The sequence below is a fragment of the Pseudoalteromonas sp. G5_S1_14_S5 genome, assembly GCF_054968605.1.
Map to the genome: position 1 here is coordinate 16,240 of NZ_JBQKUM010000040.1, position 23,111 is coordinate 39,350.

General features: G+C 44.3%; 17 protein-coding genes and 2 tRNA genes. 10 read left to right on the top strand and 9 right to left on the bottom strand.

Going from position 1 to position 23,111, the window contains the following annotated elements:
* The first annotated feature begins 82 nt into the window (after positions 1-82).
* A tRNA-Ser gene (locus ACTRWI_RS13115) sits at positions 83-173 on the top strand.
* A 142-nt stretch (positions 174-315) separates the two neighbouring features.
* Here ACTRWI_RS13115 and ACTRWI_RS13120 read toward each other — a convergent pair.
* On the bottom strand, positions 316-3,066 hold the full coding sequence (locus tag ACTRWI_RS13120; protein ID WP_499131990.1) for a cytochrome c peroxidase: 2,751 nt from the start codon (positions 3,064-3,066) through the stop codon (positions 316-318).
* Positions 2,957-4,702: an Lcl domain-containing protein gene (locus ACTRWI_RS13125; protein ID WP_499131991.1), complete on the bottom strand. Its 1,746-nt coding sequence runs from the start codon at positions 4,700-4,702 to the stop codon at positions 2,957-2,959. Before ACTRWI_RS13125 ends, ACTRWI_RS13120 begins: the two co-directional genes overlap by 110 nt.
* Positions 4,703-5,123: 421 nt before the next feature.
* On the opposite strand from ACTRWI_RS13125, the gene ACTRWI_RS13130 reads away from it, so the two are divergent.
* Positions 5,124-5,214, top strand: a tRNA-Ser gene (locus tag ACTRWI_RS13130).
* A gap of 65 nt (positions 5,215-5,279) precedes the next feature.
* On the opposite strand, the gene ACTRWI_RS13135 is transcribed toward ACTRWI_RS13130, so the two are convergent.
* A complete protein-coding gene (locus tag ACTRWI_RS13135; RefSeq protein WP_499131992.1) occupies positions 5,280-6,200 on the bottom strand; it encodes a histone deacetylase family protein in 921 nt (306 codons plus the stop codon).
* 263 nt (positions 6,201-6,463) lie between these two features.
* Between ACTRWI_RS13135 and ACTRWI_RS13140 the strand changes: the two genes are divergently transcribed.
* Positions 6,464-7,150 carry an SDR family oxidoreductase gene (locus ACTRWI_RS13140; protein ID WP_499131993.1) on the top strand — a complete coding sequence of 229 codons (687 nt, stop codon included), beginning with the start codon at positions 6,464-6,466 and terminating at the stop codon, positions 7,148-7,150.
* Between the two features lie 7 nt (positions 7,151-7,157).
* On the top strand, positions 7,158-8,159 hold the full coding sequence (locus ACTRWI_RS13145) for a DUF3080 domain-containing protein (protein WP_499131994.1): 1,002 nt from the start codon (positions 7,158-7,160) through the stop codon (positions 8,157-8,159).
* Positions 8,160-8,177: 18 nt separating this feature from the next.
* Here ACTRWI_RS13145 and ACTRWI_RS13150 read toward each other — a convergent pair whose 3' ends face one another.
* The 3 genes from ACTRWI_RS13150 to ACTRWI_RS13160 form a co-directional block, all read right to left on the bottom strand.
* On the bottom strand, positions 8,178-10,172 hold the full coding sequence (locus ACTRWI_RS13150) for a DNA topoisomerase III (RefSeq protein ID WP_499131995.1): 1,995 nt from the start codon (positions 10,170-10,172) through the stop codon (positions 8,178-8,180).
* A 114-nt stretch (positions 10,173-10,286) separates the two neighbouring features.
* Positions 10,287-10,835 (bottom strand): NAD(P)H nitroreductase, encoded by a 549-nt coding sequence (locus ACTRWI_RS13155; RefSeq protein WP_499131996.1) that lies wholly within the window; start codon positions 10,833-10,835, stop codon positions 10,287-10,289.
* Between the two features lie 208 nt (positions 10,836-11,043).
* On the bottom strand, positions 11,044-13,053 hold the full coding sequence (locus tag ACTRWI_RS13160) for an FAD-dependent oxidoreductase (protein WP_499131997.1): 2,010 nt from the start codon (positions 13,051-13,053) through the stop codon (positions 11,044-11,046).
* Positions 13,054-13,594: 541 nt separating this feature from the next.
* Between ACTRWI_RS13160 and sppA the strand changes: the two genes are divergently transcribed.
* Together sppA and ansA are read left to right on the top strand one after the other, a co-directional pair.
* A complete protein-coding gene (sppA, locus tag ACTRWI_RS13165; protein ID WP_499131999.1) occupies positions 13,595-15,445 on the top strand; it encodes a signal peptide peptidase SppA in 1,851 nt (616 codons plus the stop codon).
* Between the two features lie 119 nt (positions 15,446-15,564).
* Complete coding sequence (gene ansA, locus ACTRWI_RS13170) at positions 15,565-16,581, top strand: asparaginase (protein ID WP_499132001.1); 1,017 nt, start codon at positions 15,565-15,567, stop codon at positions 16,579-16,581.
* A gap of 143 nt (positions 16,582-16,724) precedes the next feature.
* On the opposite strand, the gene ACTRWI_RS13175 is transcribed toward ansA, so the two are convergent.
* On the bottom strand, positions 16,725-17,006 hold the full coding sequence (locus ACTRWI_RS13175) for a YeaC family protein (protein WP_081230086.1): 282 nt from the start codon (positions 17,004-17,006) through the stop codon (positions 16,725-16,727).
* 104 nt (positions 17,007-17,110) lie between these two features.
* Between ACTRWI_RS13175 and ACTRWI_RS13180 the strand changes: the two genes are divergently transcribed.
* Positions 17,111-17,926, top strand: a complete 816-nt coding sequence (locus ACTRWI_RS13180) for a DUF2989 domain-containing protein (protein WP_499132003.1) — start codon at positions 17,111-17,113, stop codon at positions 17,924-17,926.
* 173 nt (positions 17,927-18,099) lie between these two features.
* Here the strand turns inward: ACTRWI_RS13180 and msrB are convergent, their stop codons facing one another.
* Positions 18,100-18,498 (bottom strand): peptide-methionine (R)-S-oxide reductase MsrB, encoded by a 399-nt coding sequence (gene msrB, locus ACTRWI_RS13185; RefSeq protein WP_499132005.1) that lies wholly within the window; start codon positions 18,496-18,498, stop codon positions 18,100-18,102.
* Between the two features lie 358 nt (positions 18,499-18,856).
* Here msrB and gap point away from each other — a divergent pair, with 358 nt between their 5' ends.
* Together gap and ACTRWI_RS13195 are read left to right on the top strand one after the other, a co-directional pair.
* The gene (gene gap, locus ACTRWI_RS13190; RefSeq protein WP_004740660.1) at positions 18,857-19,852 is read left to right on the top strand and encodes a type I glyceraldehyde-3-phosphate dehydrogenase; all 996 of its coding nucleotides are present in this window, start codon (positions 18,857-18,859) and stop codon (positions 19,850-19,852) included.
* A 245-nt stretch (positions 19,853-20,097) separates the two neighbouring features.
* Positions 20,098-20,982 (top strand): D-hexose-6-phosphate mutarotase, encoded by an 885-nt coding sequence (locus tag ACTRWI_RS13195; RefSeq protein ID WP_499132006.1) that lies wholly within the window; start codon positions 20,098-20,100, stop codon positions 20,980-20,982.
* 101 nt (positions 20,983-21,083) lie between these two features.
* Here ACTRWI_RS13195 and ACTRWI_RS13200 read toward each other — a convergent pair whose 3' ends face one another.
* Complete coding sequence (locus ACTRWI_RS13200) at positions 21,084-22,040, bottom strand: nucleoside hydrolase (RefSeq protein WP_499132017.1); 957 nt, start codon at positions 22,038-22,040, stop codon at positions 21,084-21,086.
* A 215-nt stretch (positions 22,041-22,255) separates the two neighbouring features.
* Here ACTRWI_RS13200 and rlmA point away from each other — a divergent pair, with 215 nt between their 5' ends.
* Entirely contained in the window at positions 22,256-23,071 is an 816-nt protein-coding gene (gene rlmA, locus ACTRWI_RS13205; RefSeq protein ID WP_499132008.1) for a 23S rRNA (guanine(745)-N(1))-methyltransferase, read from the top strand.
* Positions 23,072-23,111 lie beyond the last annotated feature (40 nt).

A 23,111-nucleotide genomic window follows, 5' to 3' on the forward strand; every position in this document is an offset into this window, starting at 1 on the left:
GCCTAGAAAACAAGCAACAGAACAAATTTATGTAAATTAGGGGTTTACAAGATCCTCATGCCCTTATATTATTCAAGCCGCTGGAGGGATGGCTGAGTGGTCGAAAGCACCGGTCTTGAAAACCGGCAACCGTTAATAGCGGTTCTAGGGTTCAAATCCCTATCCCTCCACCACATTTATGAAGCCCGAGCTAATGAAATACATTAGCTCGGGCTTTTTTACATACGTTAGTTTTTGAAAAGCGTTTGCTATCACTAACGAACGCTTCTCATTTTAACTTGGCAGCAGACTTCACGAGTCAACTCATCTATCAGCTTATTGGCCAAGCTCCGCTTTTGTCGCCGAGTCCAATGGGGATTCAGCTGTAATAGCTACTAAAAATGCTTTGAGAGCCTCGGCTTCTTGATAGCTTAAATTTAAAGGTCTAATTTTCTCTGATAGTTTTGGGTAATTTGGATCATACTTGCTCCAACCAAAAGGCGCGTTACTTGCCATTCCTTCAGAGTACATTGAAATAACACCCTCAATAGTATGCACTAAACCATTATGAAACCACGGACCATGATTCATGACATCACGCAGTGATGGGGTTTTAAATAACCCAACATCGTGGCTATTATGGCTTACATCGTACTTACCTAAATCTTCATAAAAAGCTTTGTAATAGGTTAAACCAACATTTTCGAATTTATGATTGGTAAATTCAGGTCCCATATGACAATTAACACAGCGCCCATTTCGACGATAAATATCTAGCCCCCACAATGCTTGGTCAGACAATGCATCGGTTTTACCTAACTCAGCCTCTTTTACAAATCGATCAAATTGGCTCGGCTTGCTAATTATCGTTCGCTGAAAAGTTGCTAATGCCATGCTTAGCTGTTCTTGAGTAATTGTCCCAAGACCAAAAACCTCATCAAATAGGGTCGGGTAATTAGGATGATCATTTAATCTTTTGACCAAATTCGGCAATGATTCAGCCATTTCTAATGGATCTTGAATCGGCATCAACGCTTGCTGCTCTAATGTCTCTGCACGCCCATCCCAGAATAATTGTGGTAAAAATGCGCTGTTAACTATAGTCGGCGCATTGCGCTTTCCACGTTGGCGATCATGACCAATAGAAACTTCTCTACCATCACCCCATCCTTTGTTCGGTTCATGGCAATTTGCGCAGGCAACATCCTGAGCCTGAGAAAGAAACGGGTCAAAAAATAGTTTTTTCCCTAATGCCACTTTCTTTTCATCAAAAGGATTATGATTCGGAAAAACAACTTGAGGCATAGTGCCGAGTTCTTGATAACTGCCCATATCATCAACGAAAGGAGCCGGCCAATAATTAGGGTGAGCCGCATAAGCTTGTCTTAAGCGAGTAATATCAGGTTTTGTGTGATTTCTAACTGAACGCGGATCCTCTAATGCACGCGGCTCGAACTCACTCGCAATCAGGAGTAGTTTCGCAGTTTGTGTCGCTTCTTTCTGAGCGGTTAATGGTGTTGGCTGGAGCGTTGCCGCCATTGGTAATTTTAACGTGCCGAGTCCTATCTCCGTCGATGTAGCAACCCAGTAGTCTCCAGCAACTGGGGAATTTAATGATTTTGAATACAGCATTTTGTATGCTCCACCACTCACTTGCTGATGCATTAATAATGAAAGTTCATCAGCTGTAGGCAAGCGCCAATCACTACGACCACATTGCTTCGAACGATTAATCACTTTTAATGCCGCTTCTATCGAACAGTCGGTTTGACCACAGTTGCTCACACTGGTATCACTCACATAATCACGCAAAGTGCTTGTCATATCACTGCTATTTGGTACTAGCCAATATACATACGAGAAACGATTATCCCGTAAATACAAGTTATCACGAACTAAACCTCGCATGTCATCCAAACAACGCCATGGTGAATCTTGATAATCATCTTGCTGACGATTGCGCGCGAGGGGTTGACCTGTATTATCTAATCGAATGAAACTGGTTTCTTCTGCTTGCGGTTTTAGTTGTTGATTAGGCAGCGATGGATCACGATAACTACCACTGACCAACATAACTGAAGCTGGCTTACGCTTATTCTGGCCCAACGATTTCTTTCGATTAGCACCAAAACTATAGCGATAAGCAATATTATCGGCTTGTTGGGCGCTGACATCATTTTGAAGCCAGTAATTCTCGAAGCTAACATGTGGAAAGAAGAATGGATCAATAGCCGCTTGGTTACGATCCAATTCAAAATCTTGTTCACTGGTTAGGTTCTGCATTTCATAAGAATATGGTAGGCGCCAGTCAGTTTGACCGCACAATTGCTGTTGGTTGGCATAATCGATAAGATTGCTGGTTGTACATTCTTTACCACTCAAAGCATCTGAGAGCGAACAATCTGCTGCAAACCCAGGTAACGTTGCTTCCCAATCTTGCCACGAGAATGTCTCAGTATTCGGTTGAATTGCCGTTAGCCAAGTGACCCCTTCATGCGTTTCTTCGTCTGAAACGCATTGCCATACCTTTGCAGCTGTTTCATCGTTAACGGCTACAAAAGCAAATCGGGGAGTTGGCTTGTTTATACGAACCATCCAATCCAGGCTTTGCGCTGATGAACTATTTAAACGTTCGAGTTTAAACTGATCCGCCCCGACTAAAGCTGATGGCGCTCGATAAACAACAAGCCCACCATCAACGCTCACATCTCCCAACGTTGCAGGTTGAATAACACGCAAGGTTTCATCTGCACTCAAAACATACTGATAAGAAAAAGTATCTCCTTGTGTTACTTGCTGCTTAGAATACTTTTTGTCTTTATCCGGCGGCGTTGGATCTATAACGGATGTGTCAGGCTTAGGTGTCTCTGGCTTTGGCTCTGTTGGTAATGCCGTATTACCCGGTGAACTGTCTGAGCCGTTACAGCCAGAAACGAATATAAGTGCTGCAAGCGCACCACTTATTACTTTATTAAAATTAATCATTATTTTTTTGCGATGTAGAAATGAGACGAACACGGAATGTACTTTCTGGGTTACTTCCAGAATTGCTCTCTGACCATTCGGTTTGAAAGGCAACAGCAACATTTATCATTCCGTCATAAGCACTTTCTGTAGACGTCCAGTAGTAGCTGTCAGCCTCTACCACGGTGTCATTAAAGATACTCTTCGTATAACCAGCACGGTAAGAAATGCCTTCTATATCATATGCAAAGCTATCAATCAGCAATGATTTAAGCTCAGATTCAGACGGCAGCCGCCAATCATTACGACCGCATAATGTTTGTGTATTAACGGTTTTAGTATAGGCTTGTACCTGCTCTAAGGTCATTAATGGTGCTTCTTTGTCAATACGTTGCCACAAGATATTGGTATTTGGTACTACAGTCTTAAAGAAGCTATCGCTAGTACAAGCCCACTGTTCTAAATCTTGATCACGTAAAGCTTGGCCTGCTTTGCCGTTTTTAATAAAACGTTTTTTCCAATTTTTATCTTCATCGCCCGCTTTATTAATTTCAGACTTTAACTGTGCTGTTATTTCACCTGTCGAATTATCAGATTCATCAGGTATAACCGCCCCACTCACTAACATTGCAAATCGCGGTTCATTAGTAGAACGAGGTGGCATTTTTACGTGTGCGAAGTCACTGCCCATCCACATTACTAACGCGTCACCCACGGTTTTATTCGAACCTTGCCAATCACCATCAAGGCCGTCATGGCCGTTTAAATACACAGTGAAGTGATTGGTCCAATAAGCTTCATCATAGTTAGCATCCAAGTAAGGGAAGAAGAAACGATCAATCGGCGATTGACGCTTCTCATCATTCAACATCTCAGTGGTTAATACTGTTTTCCATTCATTTCGCGTTGGCATTCGCCAATCTGTTTTGCCGCATAACTTTTGTTCATTGGCTATTTCCACTAAATTATCGGTGTTACAATTTTTATCAAGCGCACAACTTGCTGGCATATAGTCACGGTGATTTAGTGTTCTATCACCCCAGTAATAGGTTGAGTCAAATGCAAAGTCACCGTTCGCTTGCAAGACCTGCCAAGTGAGATCTGAACTTGTATCGGTGACACATGACCAATCACTTTCATCACGAGTCAACACTTGCAGATCAGCGGCTAACACATCGCCCGCTGCATCTAATTTTTTAAAGCGAGGAACAATTGTATCCTTATCTTTTTGATATAACGGCAGTGCATATCCTAGGACTTGATACTGTTTATTACCCACTTGATAATTTATTTTAAAATTATAATTATGCTCAGAAGCCAAACGAGAATGTATTACCGAGCCTTTTGAGCTACTCGAACTAACATTACGCTCTCCTGCTGAATCTATCATCGCTTTTGCTTGCTGAGCTGACTTATTTAACTCGCTACTGCTACTCAGCTCAAACACCATTTTACCAGATACCTGTTCAACATAAGCTCGCCCAAAATTAGTTTTTATATCCGTGACATTCGCCGCAGTTAATGCTGATATCCCCGGAGCATCGAAGGTTACACGGTCAATCGCGATTGATTTAACTTGGTCAACAGTAAGTTCTGTTATCTGCGCTTTATCACTTGAATTCAGCGGATTGGGCTCTGCGGGTTTATTAGGTTGGGAAGGAGTTGAAGGCTGTTGGGTAGCAGATGAGCTGTGAAAATCATGATTACATCCCGACATCAAGATCGCAGCAATAAGTGCTAACAATTGGATAATTTTCATACTAAAGTTCTATCGTGTTTTTTAGAGTGGCGCAGAATATACTCAAGAAAACACAATTGCAAATGAAAATAAATATCATTAACGATCGTATTCATGCGGTAAATCATATCCACGCACAGCCTTAGTCAATAAGAAACCAACAGCTCTCGACGATTTTTTGTCTAAACTGGTGTTTAAACTAAAAAGATATAATTTGATCTACTATCACCATAATCATCTAAGCCCTTCTCCTAAATCTAGATATAAATCAAGTAATTCTAGGTAAACATACTTTTTATTATGTTAGCGACGATAAATCATCAGCAAAGCGCACAATAAATGGCCATTCAATACAAAAATATCGAAAAGCGTTCATAAATAAAGCAGTCAGTTAATAAGAGTATTTACAAGCCAAGGCCACCCTTATATTATACGCGGCATCGGAGGGATGGCTGAGTGGTCGAAAGCACCGGTCTTGAAAACCGGCAACCGTTAATAGCGGTTCTAGGGTTCAAATCCCTATCCCTCCACCACATTAAAGAAAGCCGCTGAAAAATCAGCGGCTTTTTTGTATCTGAAGAAAACTTAGCTTAGTAGGTCAACTATTCACTGCTAGTGCTGCTTTCAAAAGCTGTATGTGAATCGGTACCAAATCTTGGTGCTGAGTACGATAGCCTCCCCCAACAACACACGCCATTGGGATAGACTCTGATTTTGCTAGGTGAATCATGAAGCAATCTCGTTCAAAGATCCCTTGCGTCGATACATTCAAGTAACCCAACTCGTCATCTTGGTGGATATCGACACCGGCATCATAAATGATCAAATCAGGTTGGTGATGCGCAATCGCCAGCTTAGTCACTTGCTCAAAACAACGCAGAAACTCTTCATCTTCCGTTTCGCGGCTTAATGGCACATCCAGATCCGATAATGGCTTTCTTGCTGGGAAGTTTTTGTCGCAGTGGAATGACAAAGTAATTATCTCATCACTCTCTTGGCAGAGTGTCGCCGTACCATCGCCATGGTGTACGTCACTGTCTACGATCAGCACCTTATCAACCTGCTCAAAGGTAAGTGCATGCTTTGCTGCCAACACCAAATCATTCAACAAACAAAATCCGCTGCCGAAATCATGGTGCGCGTGGTGATAGCCTCCGCTCAAGTGGATCGCCAAACCACTTTCAATGGCCATATCCGCAGCTAGGCAGGTGCCACCACTTGAATAGAGCGTCCTTTCAATCAACTGTTCGCTCCAAGGAAACCCGATGCGTCTCATCTTCGCCGCTGGCAAACTCCCAGCAACAAGCAAATCGACATAGTCACTGTCGTGGACCTGTTTGACTTGTTCAACCGATACCGGCTTTGGTTCGAACACTTCAAACATGTTCTTCCAGAGTGGATCGCCATCCATTAGCGCCTCAACCGCGCTATGTAACAACTGGTATTTGTTAATTGGGTAACGATGGCCTTCTGGTAAAGGCAGCTGCGAATAAATTGGGTGGTAAATTAAAGGAATCATAATCGAGTTAATAGCTTATCTTTCTCAAAATCATAACAGCCTCAGCTCTGGCAACAACCCCAATTGCTGATAACAATTATCATTTCCCTTAAATATATTCAGAGAAAGCAATGAAGAACCTAATACTAACCCTTGAGGTGATCTATGGCTCGGCGACAGCAGTAATGTTTTTTTGTTGGGATGCTAATGGCCAGTTGGTGGGCCGTTGATTTTCTGGATTTTAGCCATCAAACTTAACTAATTGAACTGAAAAGGGAATCACCATGAGCGTTATTTTTATCACTGGAGCAAACCGAGGCATTGGTTTAAGCCTTGCTCAGCAATACCTTAAGGACAACCACACCGTTTACGCTACCTATCGTGATACCTCATCGGCACATGAGTTACTGGCACTCACAGAACATCACAGCAACTTAACCTGCATTCAACTGGACATCACTGATTACCAAGCCACCAGCAGACTACCTGCTCAGATACAGCACATTGATATTCTGATAAACAACGCTGGCTATTACGGTCCTAAAGGTCACGAACTGGGTAACACCAACGTAGAAGAGTGGCGACGCGTTTTTGAGGTCAACACTATTGCGCCATTAAAGCTAGTTGAAACACTTCTCCCTATGCTAGAAGCCAGTGACGTGAAAAAGATAGCTTGCTTGTCTTCTCGAGTTGGCAGCATGGCAGAAAACACTTCTGGCGGTGGCTACATCTATCGCTCTTCTAAAGCGGCTATCAACTCGGTTGTAAAAAGTTTAAGCAACGATCTAACTAGTAACGGCTTCACTGTACTGGCACTGCACCCAGGTTGGGTACAGACAGAAATGGGTGGTCCTAATGCTCTTATTGATACAGACACTTCAGCGTCTGGTCTTATTAAAGTCATCGAATCTGCCAACACTGAAGTAAGTGGTCACTTCTTCAATTTCGACGGCAGTACAATAGACTGGTAGGTAACCCATGAATCTTCACCTTCTTACAAACTTCGTACGACACTCACCACTGCTATTAATATCTACGGTGCTCGGAGGGTGCTTTGGGGAAGGTCCTGGAGACTTATTCGATGACTATCAAACCAAGGTAGCCAGAGTACAAGATGCTGAAGAACTCAAGCAAGAATGGGAGTTTGAGGGGTTGCCAAGAAAGCGCGAGCTATCGTTAAACGTCCCCTCAGTTTCTATTGGGCTCATCGACAGCTATCAGCTTCGCCAATGTGGACTTTTCAACCTGATTGCTGAGCGTAACTCAGTGCTCGGAAAAGTCGCGGACGAATTCCGCAATTACGATTATCAAGTTGCTCTACTCGAAGGCGTAGGCAAGTGCTTATCCAGTGATGAGCTAGACCCAGAAATCATCGAACTCTTGAAAGGGATCGAGCAACAGAAGCTCGCACAGTTTCCACTCCATCAATGGAACCTGATCTATGCCAGTGATGCTATGCAGTCACAGATGCGTGGAAGCCAGTGGTTGCGGCATGATATTGGTCAACAAGTAAGGCAGACGAGCGACGCCTTGGAGCATCTCAACCTATCGTTAAATACACCACTTGTTTCGGGTAAGACCACAGAGGTCCAAGAGGTGTTGGAGAAGAGCTCTACCCTTGGGGATCTATACTACTCGCTTGCGCGCGCGTCGGTTGAACTCGATATCATCACCGAGCAACTCACTACTTTTGATGCCAATATCATCTGCGGAAAACAACGCGACACCACTAAGTTCCGTTACCTCAACAATGTCTTTGAGCAACAATATATTGGTAAAGTACAGCCGTACATTGCACAACTGGATGGCTACTATCAACAGCTCGCTCCGCAGCTGGCAATGTTTGACGCTAAACCAGAATTGCACAGCTACTACTTCCCCATCCAAGATACGCACCAAGCCTTTCGCGCATCAACTCGTCGCCATGTTGATTACTGGCAACAGTTATTTGAGCGTTGTGGACGTAAAGTCGGACGCTAAGTGGAACACTTGCAAACGCTAGCTTCTAGAACCTTTTTTAGCTGAGGTGCCTTTCTTAGCATAGGAACCTTTCTTGGCATAAGACTTCTTCGTTCCACCACCTTTACGGCGTTTAAAAGCGGGTCTCTCAACTTTGGGGAGATGACGGAGCGATTCAGGTACTTCCCCCGTTTTCACTCGCCCCATTAAGCCATCAATCTTACTTTCCAGCGCTTGCATGAAAGGTTGATACGCTTGGTTTCGCTCGGCCATGCCTTGCAACTGGTGTTCCCAATGTGCTGTCATGTCTGGAAAGGTCGAATCCTCAGGTAAGGCATGAATCAAGCCTCTACCTGCAGGGCTACTCTGAATACTCTTACCTTGGCGCGTTAGCAGCTGCCTTTTGAATAGCGTATCCAAAATGCCCGCACGAGTAGCCTCTGTTCCAAGACCATCAGTCTCTTTCAAAATAGCTTTCAGATCCTTGTTCGCGACAAAGCGGGCAATACCTGTCATCGCTTGAAGCAATGTCGCTTCTGTGAAATGCTTTGGTGGTTCGGTTTTCTTATCACCAATGACACCTTCACGGCAGGTCAACACCATTCCTTTATCTAGCGGTGGAACTGTATCAGTACCATCACCTTTATCTTCAGTGTCAGTTTTACCCATCAACACTTTCCAACCTAGGTTGATAAGCTGACGCCCTTTCGCAATGAACATACCGCCAGCGATATCAAACACTAACTTAGCATCCGCAAACACAGCCGGTGGATAGAACTGCATCAGATACTGGCGAGCAATTTGCTGATAGATTTTCATCTCATTCGCAGACAATCCATTCACCGATGATTTCTTCGGTGTTGGGATTATTGCGTGGTGAGCATCAACCTTACTGTCGTTCCATGCTTTTGATTTCAGTGAGAGATCTGCGCCTTGAGCACCACTTTGTAGCTCTTTCGCATTATTGGCGATGGCGTCTACAATCGACTCTCGCTGAGAGTAGTGCTCTTTAGGAAGATAGCGGCTATCGGAACGTGGGTAAGTGATAAGCTTGTGCTTCTCATATAAAGACTGACAAGTGTCCAACACCTGCTGAGCGCTCATACCAAAACGTTTGGAGGCATCAATCTGCAACGCAGACAGAGAGTAAGGAAGTGGCGCTGCTTGTTTGCTTTGCTTCTGCTCAGACTCTGTGACGGTTGCAGGTTGGTTTGCGATTCGCTGAGCGACGTTTTCAACCAACTTTCGATTGAGTACACGGCCTTCTTCGTCTTGCCACGGCTTACAGGCTTCACTTGGTTTCCAGCGAGCACGAATATCAAAGATCTGTGCGTTATTTTGGTAAGGAATCAAGGCATGCAAATTGAAGTAATCTTTTGGAATGAAGTTTTCGATCTCTTCATCACGTCTCACCACTAAACCAAGTACTGGTGTCTGCACACGCCCTACCGACAATACGCCTTGATAACCTGCTTTTTGACCAAGCAAGGTATAAGCGCGAGTCATATTCATACCATACAGCCAATCGGCTCTTGAGCGTGCCAATGCTGAAACAGAAAGAGGGATAAAATCACGATTGCTACGCATTTGAGAGAGTGCACGTTTTACAGCAGGTAAGTTTAAGTCGCTGATAAGCAACCTTTCCATCGATTCTTTCTTGACTTTAGAGACTTTGCAGTAATCGATCACTTCATCAACCAGCAGCTGGCCTTCTCTATCTGGGTCTCCGGCGTGAACAATTTGAGTGGCATCCTTCAATAACTTTCGGATCACCGTGAGCTGTTTGCTTGAAGTCTTCCGTGGTCTCAACTGCCATTGCTCTGGCACGATAGGAAGATCGGCCAAGTTCCATTTCTTGTAACGCTCGTCATAAGCGTCTGGCTCAACCTGCTCCAATAAGTGTCCAATACACCAAGTCACCACGTCACCGTTACCACATTTGATGAACCCTTGGTCTTTCTTCTGTGGATTAGGCAGTGCAGCAGCGATCGCGCGGCCGAGGCTTGGTTTTTCAGCAATAATAAGACGAGACATGTTTTTCCGGATGCTACAAACAATTAGGGCCACATTATCTAATGTGGCCCCTAGAAATCAAGAAAAACTGGTTGTTTATACAGTTAGCATTCCACTATTCAGCTTCAGCGTTCTTTATAAGAACTCAACAAACTTAGAGAAGTCACGCTCTGGCACGTTCATTGGCGTACAGCCCGGAGTACCTAGGTATAGGAAACCAACGATCTCGTCGTCGCCTTCTAGGCCAAATGCTTGATGTACTTCTGGGTGGAACATCCATTTACCTGAGCGCCAAAAGCCTTGAAACCCTTGAGCAACAGCTGCCATTTGCATCGCTTGCGCCGCGCAGCCTGCAGAAAGATGTTGTTCAATCGCTGGTACTTTCTCATGTTCGGTGACTTTAGCAATCACGGTTATCACCATAGGAGCACGGAACGGCGCCTTTTTCACTTTCTCGATCACCGCTTCTTCGCTGTCTTCCGCTTCAGCAGCTCGAACCAAGATATCAGATAGCTTCTGTAGCCCTGAACCTTGCGCGATAACAAAGCGCCATGGTGTTAGTGCACCGTGGTCAGGGGCACGCAAGCCCGCTTTGATGATGTTTTCTAACACGACACCTTCAGGTGCTGGATCAGAGAGTTTTGCGATAGAGCGTCGGTTAAGCAGTAGATCCAAAGCATCCATTTGAAGTCCTTACTATTTCTTTATTATTTGTATACTTGAACTTTAGCACAGAATACAAACGATAATAAATCTCAACGACTCCTCATTTGTCCTAAATTGGAAACAAGAAAGGCTCCTAAATCTATGACTTAGGAGCCTTGCTCAAACACCTATCTAGGCAGATTAGATAAGCATTTCTGCCAACAAGATTACGGCTTGATAGCTTTATCTATAACTTAATCGCTAGCTCAACACCTTGACGGATTGCGCGCACAGCATCTAGCTCACCAGCATAATCAGCACCACCAATCACGTGCAGTTTGCCACCGAACTCTTGCCACATATCTTCAAATGGTCTCACCGATACTTGACCAGCACACACGATAACCGAATCGGCATCGAGTACCTGCTCTTTTTTACCAACGCTGATGTGCAGACCTTGGTCATCAATTTTGTTGTAGCTCACGCCACCTAGCAGATTCACACCACGTTTTTCTAGTGTGCGTTTATGAATCCAACCTGTAGTCTTGCCAGGGCCTTTACCAACACGACCCGCTTTACGCTGCATCACCCAAACCGTTTTATCACTGAATGAATCCGGGTAAGGATACAGGCCACCTGGGTGTTCCATATTCTTATCAATGCCCCACTCATGCAGCCAATCGTCTAGACTGTGTGACGTTGGCTCGGTGAGCATGGTTGCCACATCGACCCCGATACCACCAGCACCAACAATCGCGACTTTTTCGCCTACTGGTGTCTTTTCGCGAATCAAGGTTTGATAATCGACCACATTCTCGTGCTCAATGCCTTCAATATTCAGTTTTCTCGGCTCTACACCTGCCGCCATCACCACTTCATCATACTTGAGCAGCATTTCAAACGTGGCTTCAGTATCCAGCTTTAAATTCACACCCGATGCATCGATTTGGTTAGCAAAATAACGAATCGTTTCTCGAAATTCTTCCTTGCCTGGGATTTGCATTGCCAGTCTAAACTGACCACCGATGCGATCGTTCTTCTCTAGCAAATCTACCTTGTGGCCGCGCTGTGCCAATGTTGTCGCACAAGCCAAGCCCGCAGGGCCAGCACCCACTACCGCAATCGTCTTGGTAGCCGGCGCGGGTTGAACAACAATTTCAGTCTCATAACAAGCTCGTGGGTTAACCAAACAGCTCGCGCGTTTCCCTTTGAACACGTTATCAAGACAGGCTTGGTTACAACCGATACAGGTGTTGATGAACTGAGCTTGGTCTTGTGCGGCTTTGTTAACGAAATCTGGGTCAGCCAAGAAAGGGCGAGCCATAGAAACCATGTCGGCCTGACCGGAACTGATAATGCGTTCTGCCTCTTCTGGTGTATTGATACGGTTACAAGTAATCACAGGAATAGAGACGTGTGGCTTCACTTTCTCAGTAACCCAAGAGAAAGCGCCACGTGGTACTTGTGTCGCGATAGTCGGAATGCGTGCTTCGTGCCAACCGATACCAGTATTGATAATAGTAACACCAGCCTCTTCAAGCTTTTGAGCCAGCAACACAACATCTTCAAAGGTGCTACCTTGCTCAACCAAATCGAGCATCGACAATCGGAAGATAATGATGAAATCCTTGCCCACAGCTTCGCGAATCGATTTCACGATCTCTAGCGGGAAACGCATACGCTTCTCATAAGAACCGCCCCACTCGTCGTAACGCATGTTGGTACGCTTACAGATGAATTGGTTAATCAAGTAGCCTTCAGAGCCCATGATTTCAATGCCATCGTAGCCAGCCACTTGAGCAAGTTCGGCACTGTTGGCAAAGGCATTGATGGTCTTTTTGATTTGGCGAGGGCTCATTTCACTTGGCGCAAACTTTGCGATTGGTGCTTTTATACCCGAAGCACTTTGCGCGAATGGGTGCATTGCATATCGACCAGCGTGAAGTAACTGCAAGGCAATTTTCCCGCCGTGTTTATGTACAGCTTCGGTAACAACTTGGTGCGCTTTGGCGTGCTTAACTTTGCTGAATTCAGCACTAAATGGAGATAATCTGCCACGTAAGTTCGGAGAAAAGCCGCCTGTAACAATTAGGCCAACGCCTCCTTTTGCTCGCTCTTCGTAAAACGCGGCGAGTTTATGCAGGCCTTCTTTATGCTCTTCTAAACCTGTGTGCATTGATCCCATCAATACACGGTTACGTAGCTGAGTAAATCCAAGATCAAGTGGTTCAAGTAAATGTGGGTACATGGCAGACATCACTTCTGTTATTTATCCTTGTGGTCTGACCACAGTATAGCTCAATTACCAAAAGTTCAAACGACCGTTTACATTTTTGTAACACCGATCATAATGCTGAAGGTATTAATCGTTCAGAAGCCAAGGGGCTGTTAACCTTTCGAGATTGGTTTTCAGCATCTTGTGGGAAATTTATACAAGGAAGAGGCTTTGATGTGTAGCTGGCCTATATGAAAAGCCGATAACACAGTAGAAATGAACCACAAAAGCTGCCCGAAGGGTTCGTCTAAAATCATTTTATGCTTTGTTGAAGAATATTTGCTTATAATGACTAAACTACAACCTCTTCGCCGCGCCTAAAACGATTTTATATCGAACAAAACTTAACCACCAAAGGTCAACAGCCCCTTATCTGTCTACAATTAACGAGAATATAAATCGATTAACACTTGTTGGTATAGTTTGAGCTAGGGAATTATCGTAGGATACTAAGCAGTTCATATTATTGAGATTAATGGTACTGCTACTTGTTAAAGCAACGTAATCTCACTGCGGAGACAGAATGAAAAAAATATTCAAATTTATAGGTATGTTCTTCAAAGGAATTTGGAAGCTGATTACGTTTGTGCGTGTTGCGCTTGTTAACTTAATCTTCTTACTTAGTATCGCCGTTATCTACTTTGTGTACTTCCACTCAGACACAACGCCACCAGCCGTGCCACAACAATCTGCTTTAGTGCTAAACCTGTCGGGCCCGATTGTTGAACAAAGCCGCTATATTAATCCGATGGATTCCGTTACCGGTTCGCTGCTGGACAAAGAGCTGCCAAAAGAAAATATTCTATTTGATATCGTTGAAACCATTCGCTATGCCAAAGACGATGACAATGTAACAGGTATTGTTTTGGCACTTAAAGAGCTGCCAGAGACCAACCTAACTAAACTGCGCTACATCGCTAAAGCCTTAAATGAGTTTAAAGCTTCAGGAAAGCCAATTTATGCGGTGGGTGACTTCTACAACCAAAGCCAATACTACCTAGCCAGCTACGCAACTAAGGTATACATGTCACCTGATGGTGGTGTACTTCTTAAAGGTTACAGCGCCTACTCGCTATACTACAAAACCTTATTAAAGAAGCTCGATGTGAACACACATGTGTTCCGCGTGGGCACTTACAAATCAGCGATTGAGCCATTCATTCGTGACGACATGTCTGACGCAGCCAAAGAGTCGGCATCACGTTGGTTAGGTCAACTTTGGAGTGCTTACGTTGATGATGTGAGCAATAATCGCCAAATTGATGCGAAGACACTTAATCCAAGCATGGACACTTTCTTGAAAGAGCTTGAATCTGTCGATGGCGATATCGCGAAACTGGCGAAAAAGCTTGGTTTGGTGGATGAGCTAGCCACTCGCCAGCAAGTTCGACTAGAGCTTGCAGATGTGTTCGGCAGTGATGGTCAAGACAGTTACAAGGCACTTGGCTACTACGAGTACCGTACAACCATGCTTCCGGACATGAGCAGTGAATCACACGATGTAGCTGTGATTGTTGCTAGCGGCGCGATTATGGATGGCAAACAGCCACGTGGCACCGTGGGTGGCGATACAACAGCGGCCCTACTTCGTCAAGCTCGTAACGATGACAAAGTTAAAGCTGTTGTTCTTAGAGTGGATAGCCCTGGCGGCAGCGCCTTTGCTTCAGAAGTTATTCGCAATGAAATAGAAGCGATTAAGCAAGCCGGTAAGCCAGTAGTTGTTTCAATGTCTAGCCTTGCCGCTTCTGGTGGCTACTGGATCTCCATGGGCGCAGACAAGATCCTTGCTCAACCAACGACGTTAACTGGCTCGATTGGTATCTTCAGTGTCATCACTACCTTCGAAAAAGGCTTAAATGATATTGGTGTTTACACTGATGGCGTTGGCACATCACCGTTCTCAGGTCTGGGTATCACAACTGGATTAACGCAAGGCGCGAAAGATGCGTTCCAGATGAGTATCGAACATGGCTACCGCCGATTCATCGGTCTAGTTGGAGAAAACCGTGGAATAGATATTGATGCGGTCGATAAGATTGCTCAAGGTCGCGTATGGACAGGCCAAGACGCTATGCAAAACGGTTTAGTTGATGAAATTGGCGACTTCGATGACGCGATTGCAGCCGCCGCTTCACTTGCAGAACTCGAAAGCTACAACATCTACTGGGTAGAAGAGCCACTTTCAGCCACTGAGCAGTTTATTCAAGAATTTATGAACCAAGTTCAGATGTCGATTGGCCTTGATATTCAGTCAATGATACCAAGCAGTTTGCAGCCTATTAGCCAGCAGTTAGCTCAAGATAGCCAACTATTAAGCAACTTTAACGACCCACAAGGCCGTTACGCTTTTTGCTTAAACTGCCAAGTTCAATAATTTAAGCTCAACGCTGTATTATCAAGGGGCGCCTCTGTGTGAGGCGCCTCTTTTTATTACATAATAATTCGCTATAATCGCCCACCTGTTCCCTACATCACACTAAAGTAATAATCGCCATGGAAAGAAAACACATCTATATCGCGTACACCGGCGGCACAATCGGCATGCAAAAATCGCATGATCACGGCTATGTCCCAGTTGCTGGATTCATGGATAAACAGCTTGCTGGTATGCCTGAATTCCATCGCCCAGAGATGCCTGAGTACACCATCCACGAATACTCGCCATTGATGGACTCTTCAGACATGACGCCACTTGATTGGCAAACTATCGCTGATGACATCCGCGCGAACTACGACAAATACGATGGTTTCGTTATCCTGCACGGTACTGACACCATGGCCTACACCGCTTCTGCGTTGTCTTTCATGCTAGAAAACCTTGGCAAACCAGTGATTGTGACAGGCTCTCAGATCCCGCTTGCTGAGCTACGTTCTGACGGCCAAGCAAACCTACTGAATGCACTGCACATCGCGGCGAATTACCCAATCAACGAAGTGACCCTGTTCTTCAATAACAAATTAATGCGTGGTAACCGCAGTACCAAATCACACGCAGATGGCTTCAATGCGTTTACCTCTCCAAACCTTAATCCGTTGTTGGAAGCTGGTATCAATATCCAGCTAAGCAACAATGTTGTGGTTAACGAGCAACCTGAAGGTGAGTTCAAGGTTCATAACATCACACCGCAACCCATCGGTGTAATCACCATGTACCCAGGAATCTCTCACGAAGTGATCCGTAACACATTGCTGCAACCTGTTAACGCGATGATCCTGCTGACTTTTGGTGTTGGTAATGCACCACAAAACCCAGAGCTGCTTCAGCACCTGAAAGACGCGTCAGAGCGTGGGGTTATCGTGGTGAACCTAACTCAATGTTTAGCAGGTAAAGTGAACATGGGTGGCTATGCGACAGGCTGTGCTTTAGCAGAAGCTGGAGTTGTTAGTGGTTATGATATGACTCCTGAAGCCGCACTAGCGAAACTTCATTACCTATTAAGCCAAAGCCTAAGCTACGAAGAAGTGAAAACTCAGATGCAGGAAGTACTGCGTGGTGAGATGAGCTTGTAAGCTCGTTAAGGTTCATCTTGAGGAGCTGCTATTCTATGAAAAGAGCAGCAGTTTAACGTGAGCTAAATCGTTTTATTATTTATAAATAAACGACTTAACGTGAAAGGGTGGCACTGCGCCACCCCTTTGTTGTAATTTAAATCCTAATGATTTGGGTTAACTCTCACAATGTCTTCTTGATCTGACTTAAACTGTTTTTTGAGTTCAGATTTAGACTTAAAGCTAATTTCGCCACCAGCAGCAATTGTCATGTGTTGAGCTTCGGAGTTATGTTTAGATTGGTATAACATAACCGCTTGCATACACGAATCACGCTGCTCTTTAGAAAGCACTGTTCCTTCTGGCCATTTACCCGTTTCAACTGCGTAGGTTAAACGTTCGTAGACCTCGGGTGTCATTGCGCTAAGAAGTTGTTCTGCATCCATGGTAAAGCCTTAGTTTTAACAATTTTCACCAGAAAATAACCCGTAACAGAATTGAGTCAAGAACCTGACCAATAATAAGTGCATTTGATCACAAGTGAAGGAATATGAAAATTATGAAATGGTTGGCAATTGGCCTATTACCTTTCACTCTGGTTGGGTGTCTTGAAGGAAACAAAAATACCGACCAGCTGTGCCAAAGCAATCCTGGATTGCGATGCGAACAGCTAAACATGAACGACGGACAGTGCCGCGTGGTGCGTACCGACCTTATCTGGCATCGCTTTGAAGTTCAAAAACACCCAAGCGAAAGCAATAAGATCAAAGAGTTCGAATTAGTCACAGCCTATAAAAAATGTCTTGAGCTTGCCGCACAGATAGAAACGATCGATCAATCTACACTTCAAGAACGTCGTTTTACTTCTTTAATGCACAGCATCGAAGAGTCTGAACGTATTGTCAGTGAACTGTCTCAATCAGACACGCCAGAAACACTCTACTTCTTGTGGTCACAAACCGGAGATACCAACGCTAGACGCAGTTTCTTAAAACTGGAAGGGACGGAAGCGTTAAATACAGCAGAGATGCAATATGCCCTAGCAACGTTCTACACTACTCGAGACCATGTTAAGACATTAAAACTGCTTAATAACGCATTGACCATATCGAGTAACTCGAACGTCAACACTGAAATTTTTAAGTCGATGGCTAGTATTAACCACAGCTTAGGTAATATGGAAGAAGCGTATGTATGGGCAATGGTCGCTAAATACTTTAACGTACCTATCGCCTCTGAATCTGAGCTTTCCGTTTTCTATCGTTTTGAAAAGCCAAAATATAAACAGCTAAATCAAGACGCAGACAAAATCGTTGAAGCGATAGAGGATGGCACTTACACGCCTTCCATCGTACCTAGCTACTGATAGAGCGATCGCAATTTTCTAACGCAAACGTCATTTGATTCTCTCTTAAAGTAAAAACAGCGACCATGGTGGTCGCTGTTTTTATTTGTACTAAAGTTACCTCTCAAATCTTGAGTTACTCATAACTGTTTATCGATAAATGCGATCTGTAAGGATTAAACATTAGTGACAGGTTATTTCGTACTTTCGTCATTTTTGTTGAAAATTAACGACACAGAATTAACACAAAAACGTTCGCCAGTTGTCTTAGGACCATCAGGAAAAACGTGACCTAGGTGGCTATCACAAGCACTACAACGAATCTCTACACGCTTCATTCCGTGACTTAGATCTTCTATATAGCGTACTGCTTCGTCGTTGATTGGTGCATCAAAACTCGGCCATCCACATCCCGAGTCATATTTATTATCCGACAGAAATAAAGGGGTTTGACAACATGTGCAGCTATAAACACCCGTCTTATGGTTGTGTAACAACTTTCCGCTAAAAGGGGCTTCAGTACCACGTAAACGACACACTTCAAACTCATCGTCTGTTAGGCGCTCACGCCAGTATTCATCAGGCTTTTTCATATTTTTTTCCTTTTGAATCACGTTAATATCTCTCCACATTATCACTTATTATATTTACTTTTTTCTATAAAGGCTTGCATATGAGTCGTTTTGTAGCACATACTTTCTCACAAGAAAACATTCTACATATACACTCATAAGTGAATCGTCATTTAGAGGTATTTTACCCAACTGGAAGGGTACAGAACCACTAGCAATGGTCAACTTTCAACCACTTACACTCGATTGTTAAGAAAAGCGTCGCTTTTTTTTGACATTAAACAAGTTAAGTCGGATTATCTATTGCAGATTTAGACTGGATTCTGTAATTTTACTACCAGTTATCTTTAATCAGAAATTAAGTTGTGGAGCAACTACAATGACTATCAAAGTAGGTATTAATGGTTTTGGCCGTATCGGTCGTTTTGTATTCCGTGCATCTGTTGAGCGTGCTGACATCGAAGTAGTGGGTATTAACGACCTTATCGACGTAGAGTACATGGCATACATGCTTAAGTACGATTCAACTCACGGTCGTTTCAACGGTACTGTTGAAGTTAAAGACGGTAACCTAATCGTTAACGGTAAAACAGTTCGCGTAACTGCTGAGCGTAACCCAACTGACCTTAAATGGGACGAAATCGGTGTTGACGTTGTAGCTGAAGCAACTGGTATCTTCCTAACTGACGAAACTGCTCGTCAGCACATCACTGCTGGTGCGAAGAAAGTTGTTCTAACTGGTCCTTCTAAAGACGCAACTCCAATGTTCGTTATGGGCGTTAACCAAGACACTTACGCTGGTCAAGACATCGTTTCTAACGCTTCTTGTACTACTAACTGTCTTGCTCCTATCGCTAAAGTTCTTAACGACAAGTGGGGCATCGAGTCTGGTCTAATGACTACAGTTCACGCTACTACAGCAACTCAAAAAACTGTAGATGGTCCTTCTGCTAAAGACTGGCGCGGTGGCCGTGGTGCTTCTCAAAACATCATCCCATCTTCAACTGGTGCTGCTAAAGCTGTAGGCGTTGTTCTTCCAGAACTAAACGGCCTTCTAACTGGTATGGCTTTCCGTGTACCAACTGCTAACGTTTCTGTAGTTGACCTAACTGTTAACCTAAAAGAAGCTGCATCTTACGAAGCAATCTGTGCTGCAATGAAAGAAGCTTCTGAAGGCGAAATGGCAGGCGTTCTAGGTTACACTGAAGACCAAGTTGTTTCTCAAGACTTCATCGGCGAAGTTAACACTTCAGTATTCGATGCTAAAGCTGGTGTTGCTCTAACTGACAAATTCGTTAAAGTTGTATCTTGGTACGACAACGAAATCGGTTACTCAAACAAAGTTCTAGACCTAATCGCTCACATCTCTAAGTAATTACTACTTAGATAGCGTTTAGCTAGACTGTCTTTGAGAAAAGACTGAAAATAAAAGGCGGCTCTAAAGTCGCCTTTTTTGTACCCGTTGTTTATGAAGCACTTCTGCACCGATGAAGATGATGCTTAACAAATAGCACGTTTCTCTGGGAAGAGATTCAATTCAAATGCGAGAACTACCTAACTCTTTACCTGAGTTTGAGCATCTCGAATTTGAATTCAATTTCCCTTAAGAAGGATTATGTAATGGATTTATCAACTCTTCCTACACTGGCTGTGCTTTCTGACAACGTGACAATTGTTGAACACCAAGGTGTAAAACTGGTTCGTGTTCGCCACGACAAAGCAAATGCTGCCATTTCATTGTTCGGTGGCCATGTTGTTTCATTCCAACCACAAGGCCAAGAAGACCTGATTTGGATGAGCCAACAAGCAAAGTTTGACGGCAAAACAGCGCTGCGTGGTGGTATTCCAGTATGTTGGCCTTGGTTTGGTCGCATTGCTGCACCAGCACACGGTTTTGCTCGTTCAAGCGAATGGCAATTAGTTGAACACCGTGAAAGTGAAGCGGGTGTGATTGTCAGCTTAAGCCTGAAACCTAGCGAAGAGACTTTAGCAGTATGGCCTCATCAGTTCGACGCTCGATTAAATGTTGAGATTGGCGATGAGCTTAAAGTGACTTTGGATGTGAAGAATACCGATGAGCAGCCATGGACTTTCTCTGGCGCACTGCACACTTACCTAAACATTGCAGACATCCATAACACAACAACCACGGGTATGGGCGCTGAGTACATGGACAGCCTGCAAGGTAGCAAGATCTGCCAAGGCGGTGCTGAGCTTGTGCTAACCGACACCATTGACCGAGTGTATACTCAACCAGAAGCTCAAATCTTGGTTACGGACAAAAAACTTGAGCGTACTCTATCAGTTGAAAACCAAGGCCATAACTCTGCGGTTTTGTGGAATCCGTGGGCAGAAGGTGCTGCTGGGATGGGTGACATGCAAGACGATGGTTACCTAACCATGCTATGTGTTGAATCAACACTGCACGCGCCAAGTTTAGAAGCAGGCAAAATACTTCAGCCTGGCGAGAGCCACCAGCTGATTACAACGATTTCTGCTCAGTAACCTATTCAGGAAACTGTTCAGTCATCAGTTCACTACGCAAGATACATTAAAGGCCGGTTCACTCCGGCCTTGTAATGCTCTCAATCGGCTAACGATCAAACTTAACTCTCAGAATATCGAACTAACGTATCTCTATAGAGTGACAGCAGCGCTTTATCGTGTACTTTAATGCCGACCTTCTGCGCCCGGAATGAACTCCACTCATCATTCATGTAACTGCGCTGGTCGCTTTTCTGTATGGTCATGCCCTCTGCAGGTCCATCAGTGACCACTCTAACCGCACCACTTCGACACTCAAACAAAGAAGGTTGGATGACATAAGCAATGGCTGACGGATCATGAACGTGACAGCCTTCCATTCCCACTTTTTCAGAGTAGAACTTCAAATAGTAACGGCTTACATTCCAGATGAACTGCCCGACCTCTCCAGCATCATCTCTTAAATCATCCAAATATTGAGCAGTAAAGAAGCTCTCCTCTGTTACATCAAGCCCGATAACCGTCACAGGCCATGATGCCGTGAAGACCTTGTCTGCAGCATGAGGATCATCATGTATATTCGCTTCAGCAAACGGCGTCACATTACCTCTGTGGTCATTTTCGCCAAAGGCACCGCCCATAATGACCACTTCCTTAACCAAATCGACAATGTCAGGATCAGCTTCCAACGCCAGAGCAAGATTAGTGAGAGGCCCAACAGCCACGAGTGTAATCTCTCCCGGCTCAGCACGAACACTATCAATAATGAACTGATAAGCGGGCTTCTCAATCTCTGAAACATCTAACGCGCTTGGCACTTTCACATCACCAAAGCCCGCTTCGCCATGTACGACTACGGTAGCGCCAACTGGGTCTCTGACTAAAGGCTTATCTGTGCCCTTTGCCACCAGCGCATTCATACCAAACTTTTGCTTTAGATAAAGCGCATTCTGAGTGCCGTTGTCTATCGTCGCATTGCCATAGACCGTCGTAATCCCGACCAGCTCAATCTCTGGATGAGCTTCAGCAAATAAAATGGCCATTGCGTCATCGATGCCTGGATCTGTGTCGAGGATAATTTTTTCTTCATATCAGTTTTTTATTCACGTTATTGAAGAGTGAACCATACCCAGAAAAACGGCAGACAAACGTGACCGAAATCGAAGCAATGATTTTTAATGTTGTCAGCCCCAACACGCCGTATCTCCAAAGCCACTATGGTGGCTTTTTTATTTAGCCTGACGGAGTCCTTTTTGATAGAATCTGCCACCCTACTTTATGCTCTGAGATCGTCATGCACTACCAATGCCCTCTGTGTCACCAACCTTTATCTCAAAACGATCGTACGTTTAAGTGTGAAAAGAACCATCAGTTCGATTTAGCAAAAGAAGGCTACGTCAACTTGATGCCTGCACATCATAAACGTTCAAAAGATCCAGGTGACAACAAAGAGATGATGCAAGCACGTCGTCGTTTCCTAGAAGGCAACCATTACAATCCTATGCGCCAAGCAGTTGTCGGATTATGCTCTAGCTACCTGCCAGACACAGATCCTAGACTGTTGGATATTGGCTGTGGCGAGGGATATTACACCAATGAAATCGCGTTGAATCTTCAAGATAAGAGCGGTGCAATTTTTGGCCTAGACATTTCTAAGATTGCTATCAAATACGCGGCTAAACGCTACCCAGCAGTCGACTTCTCTGTTGCCTCTAGCCATCGCCTACCCTTTGCTGAAAACAGCTTAGACGGCATTCTACGCATTTATGCACCATGTAAGGCAGAAGAGCTCCAACGCACAATTAAAGACAATGGTGTCGTGATTACAGTAACACCAGCAAGCCGACATCTGTATCAGTTGCGTGACGCCATTTATGATGGTGTGCGTTTACACGATGAAGATCCTGAATTAATCGAAGGTTTTAATCTTGAGCACCAAGAGCATCTAAACTATACGATGGAACTATCGGGGTCTGATGCATTCGACCTGCTACAGATGACGCCGTTTGCTTGGAAAGCGACTGAAGAGTTTAAACAACAACTCACCAACGCAGAGCAATTCAACTGTGAAGCTGACTTTATTTTAAGAGTGTATCGCAAACAGATTTAATTGATATTGATTATCGTTTGCGTTGAAATCTCATCTTGCC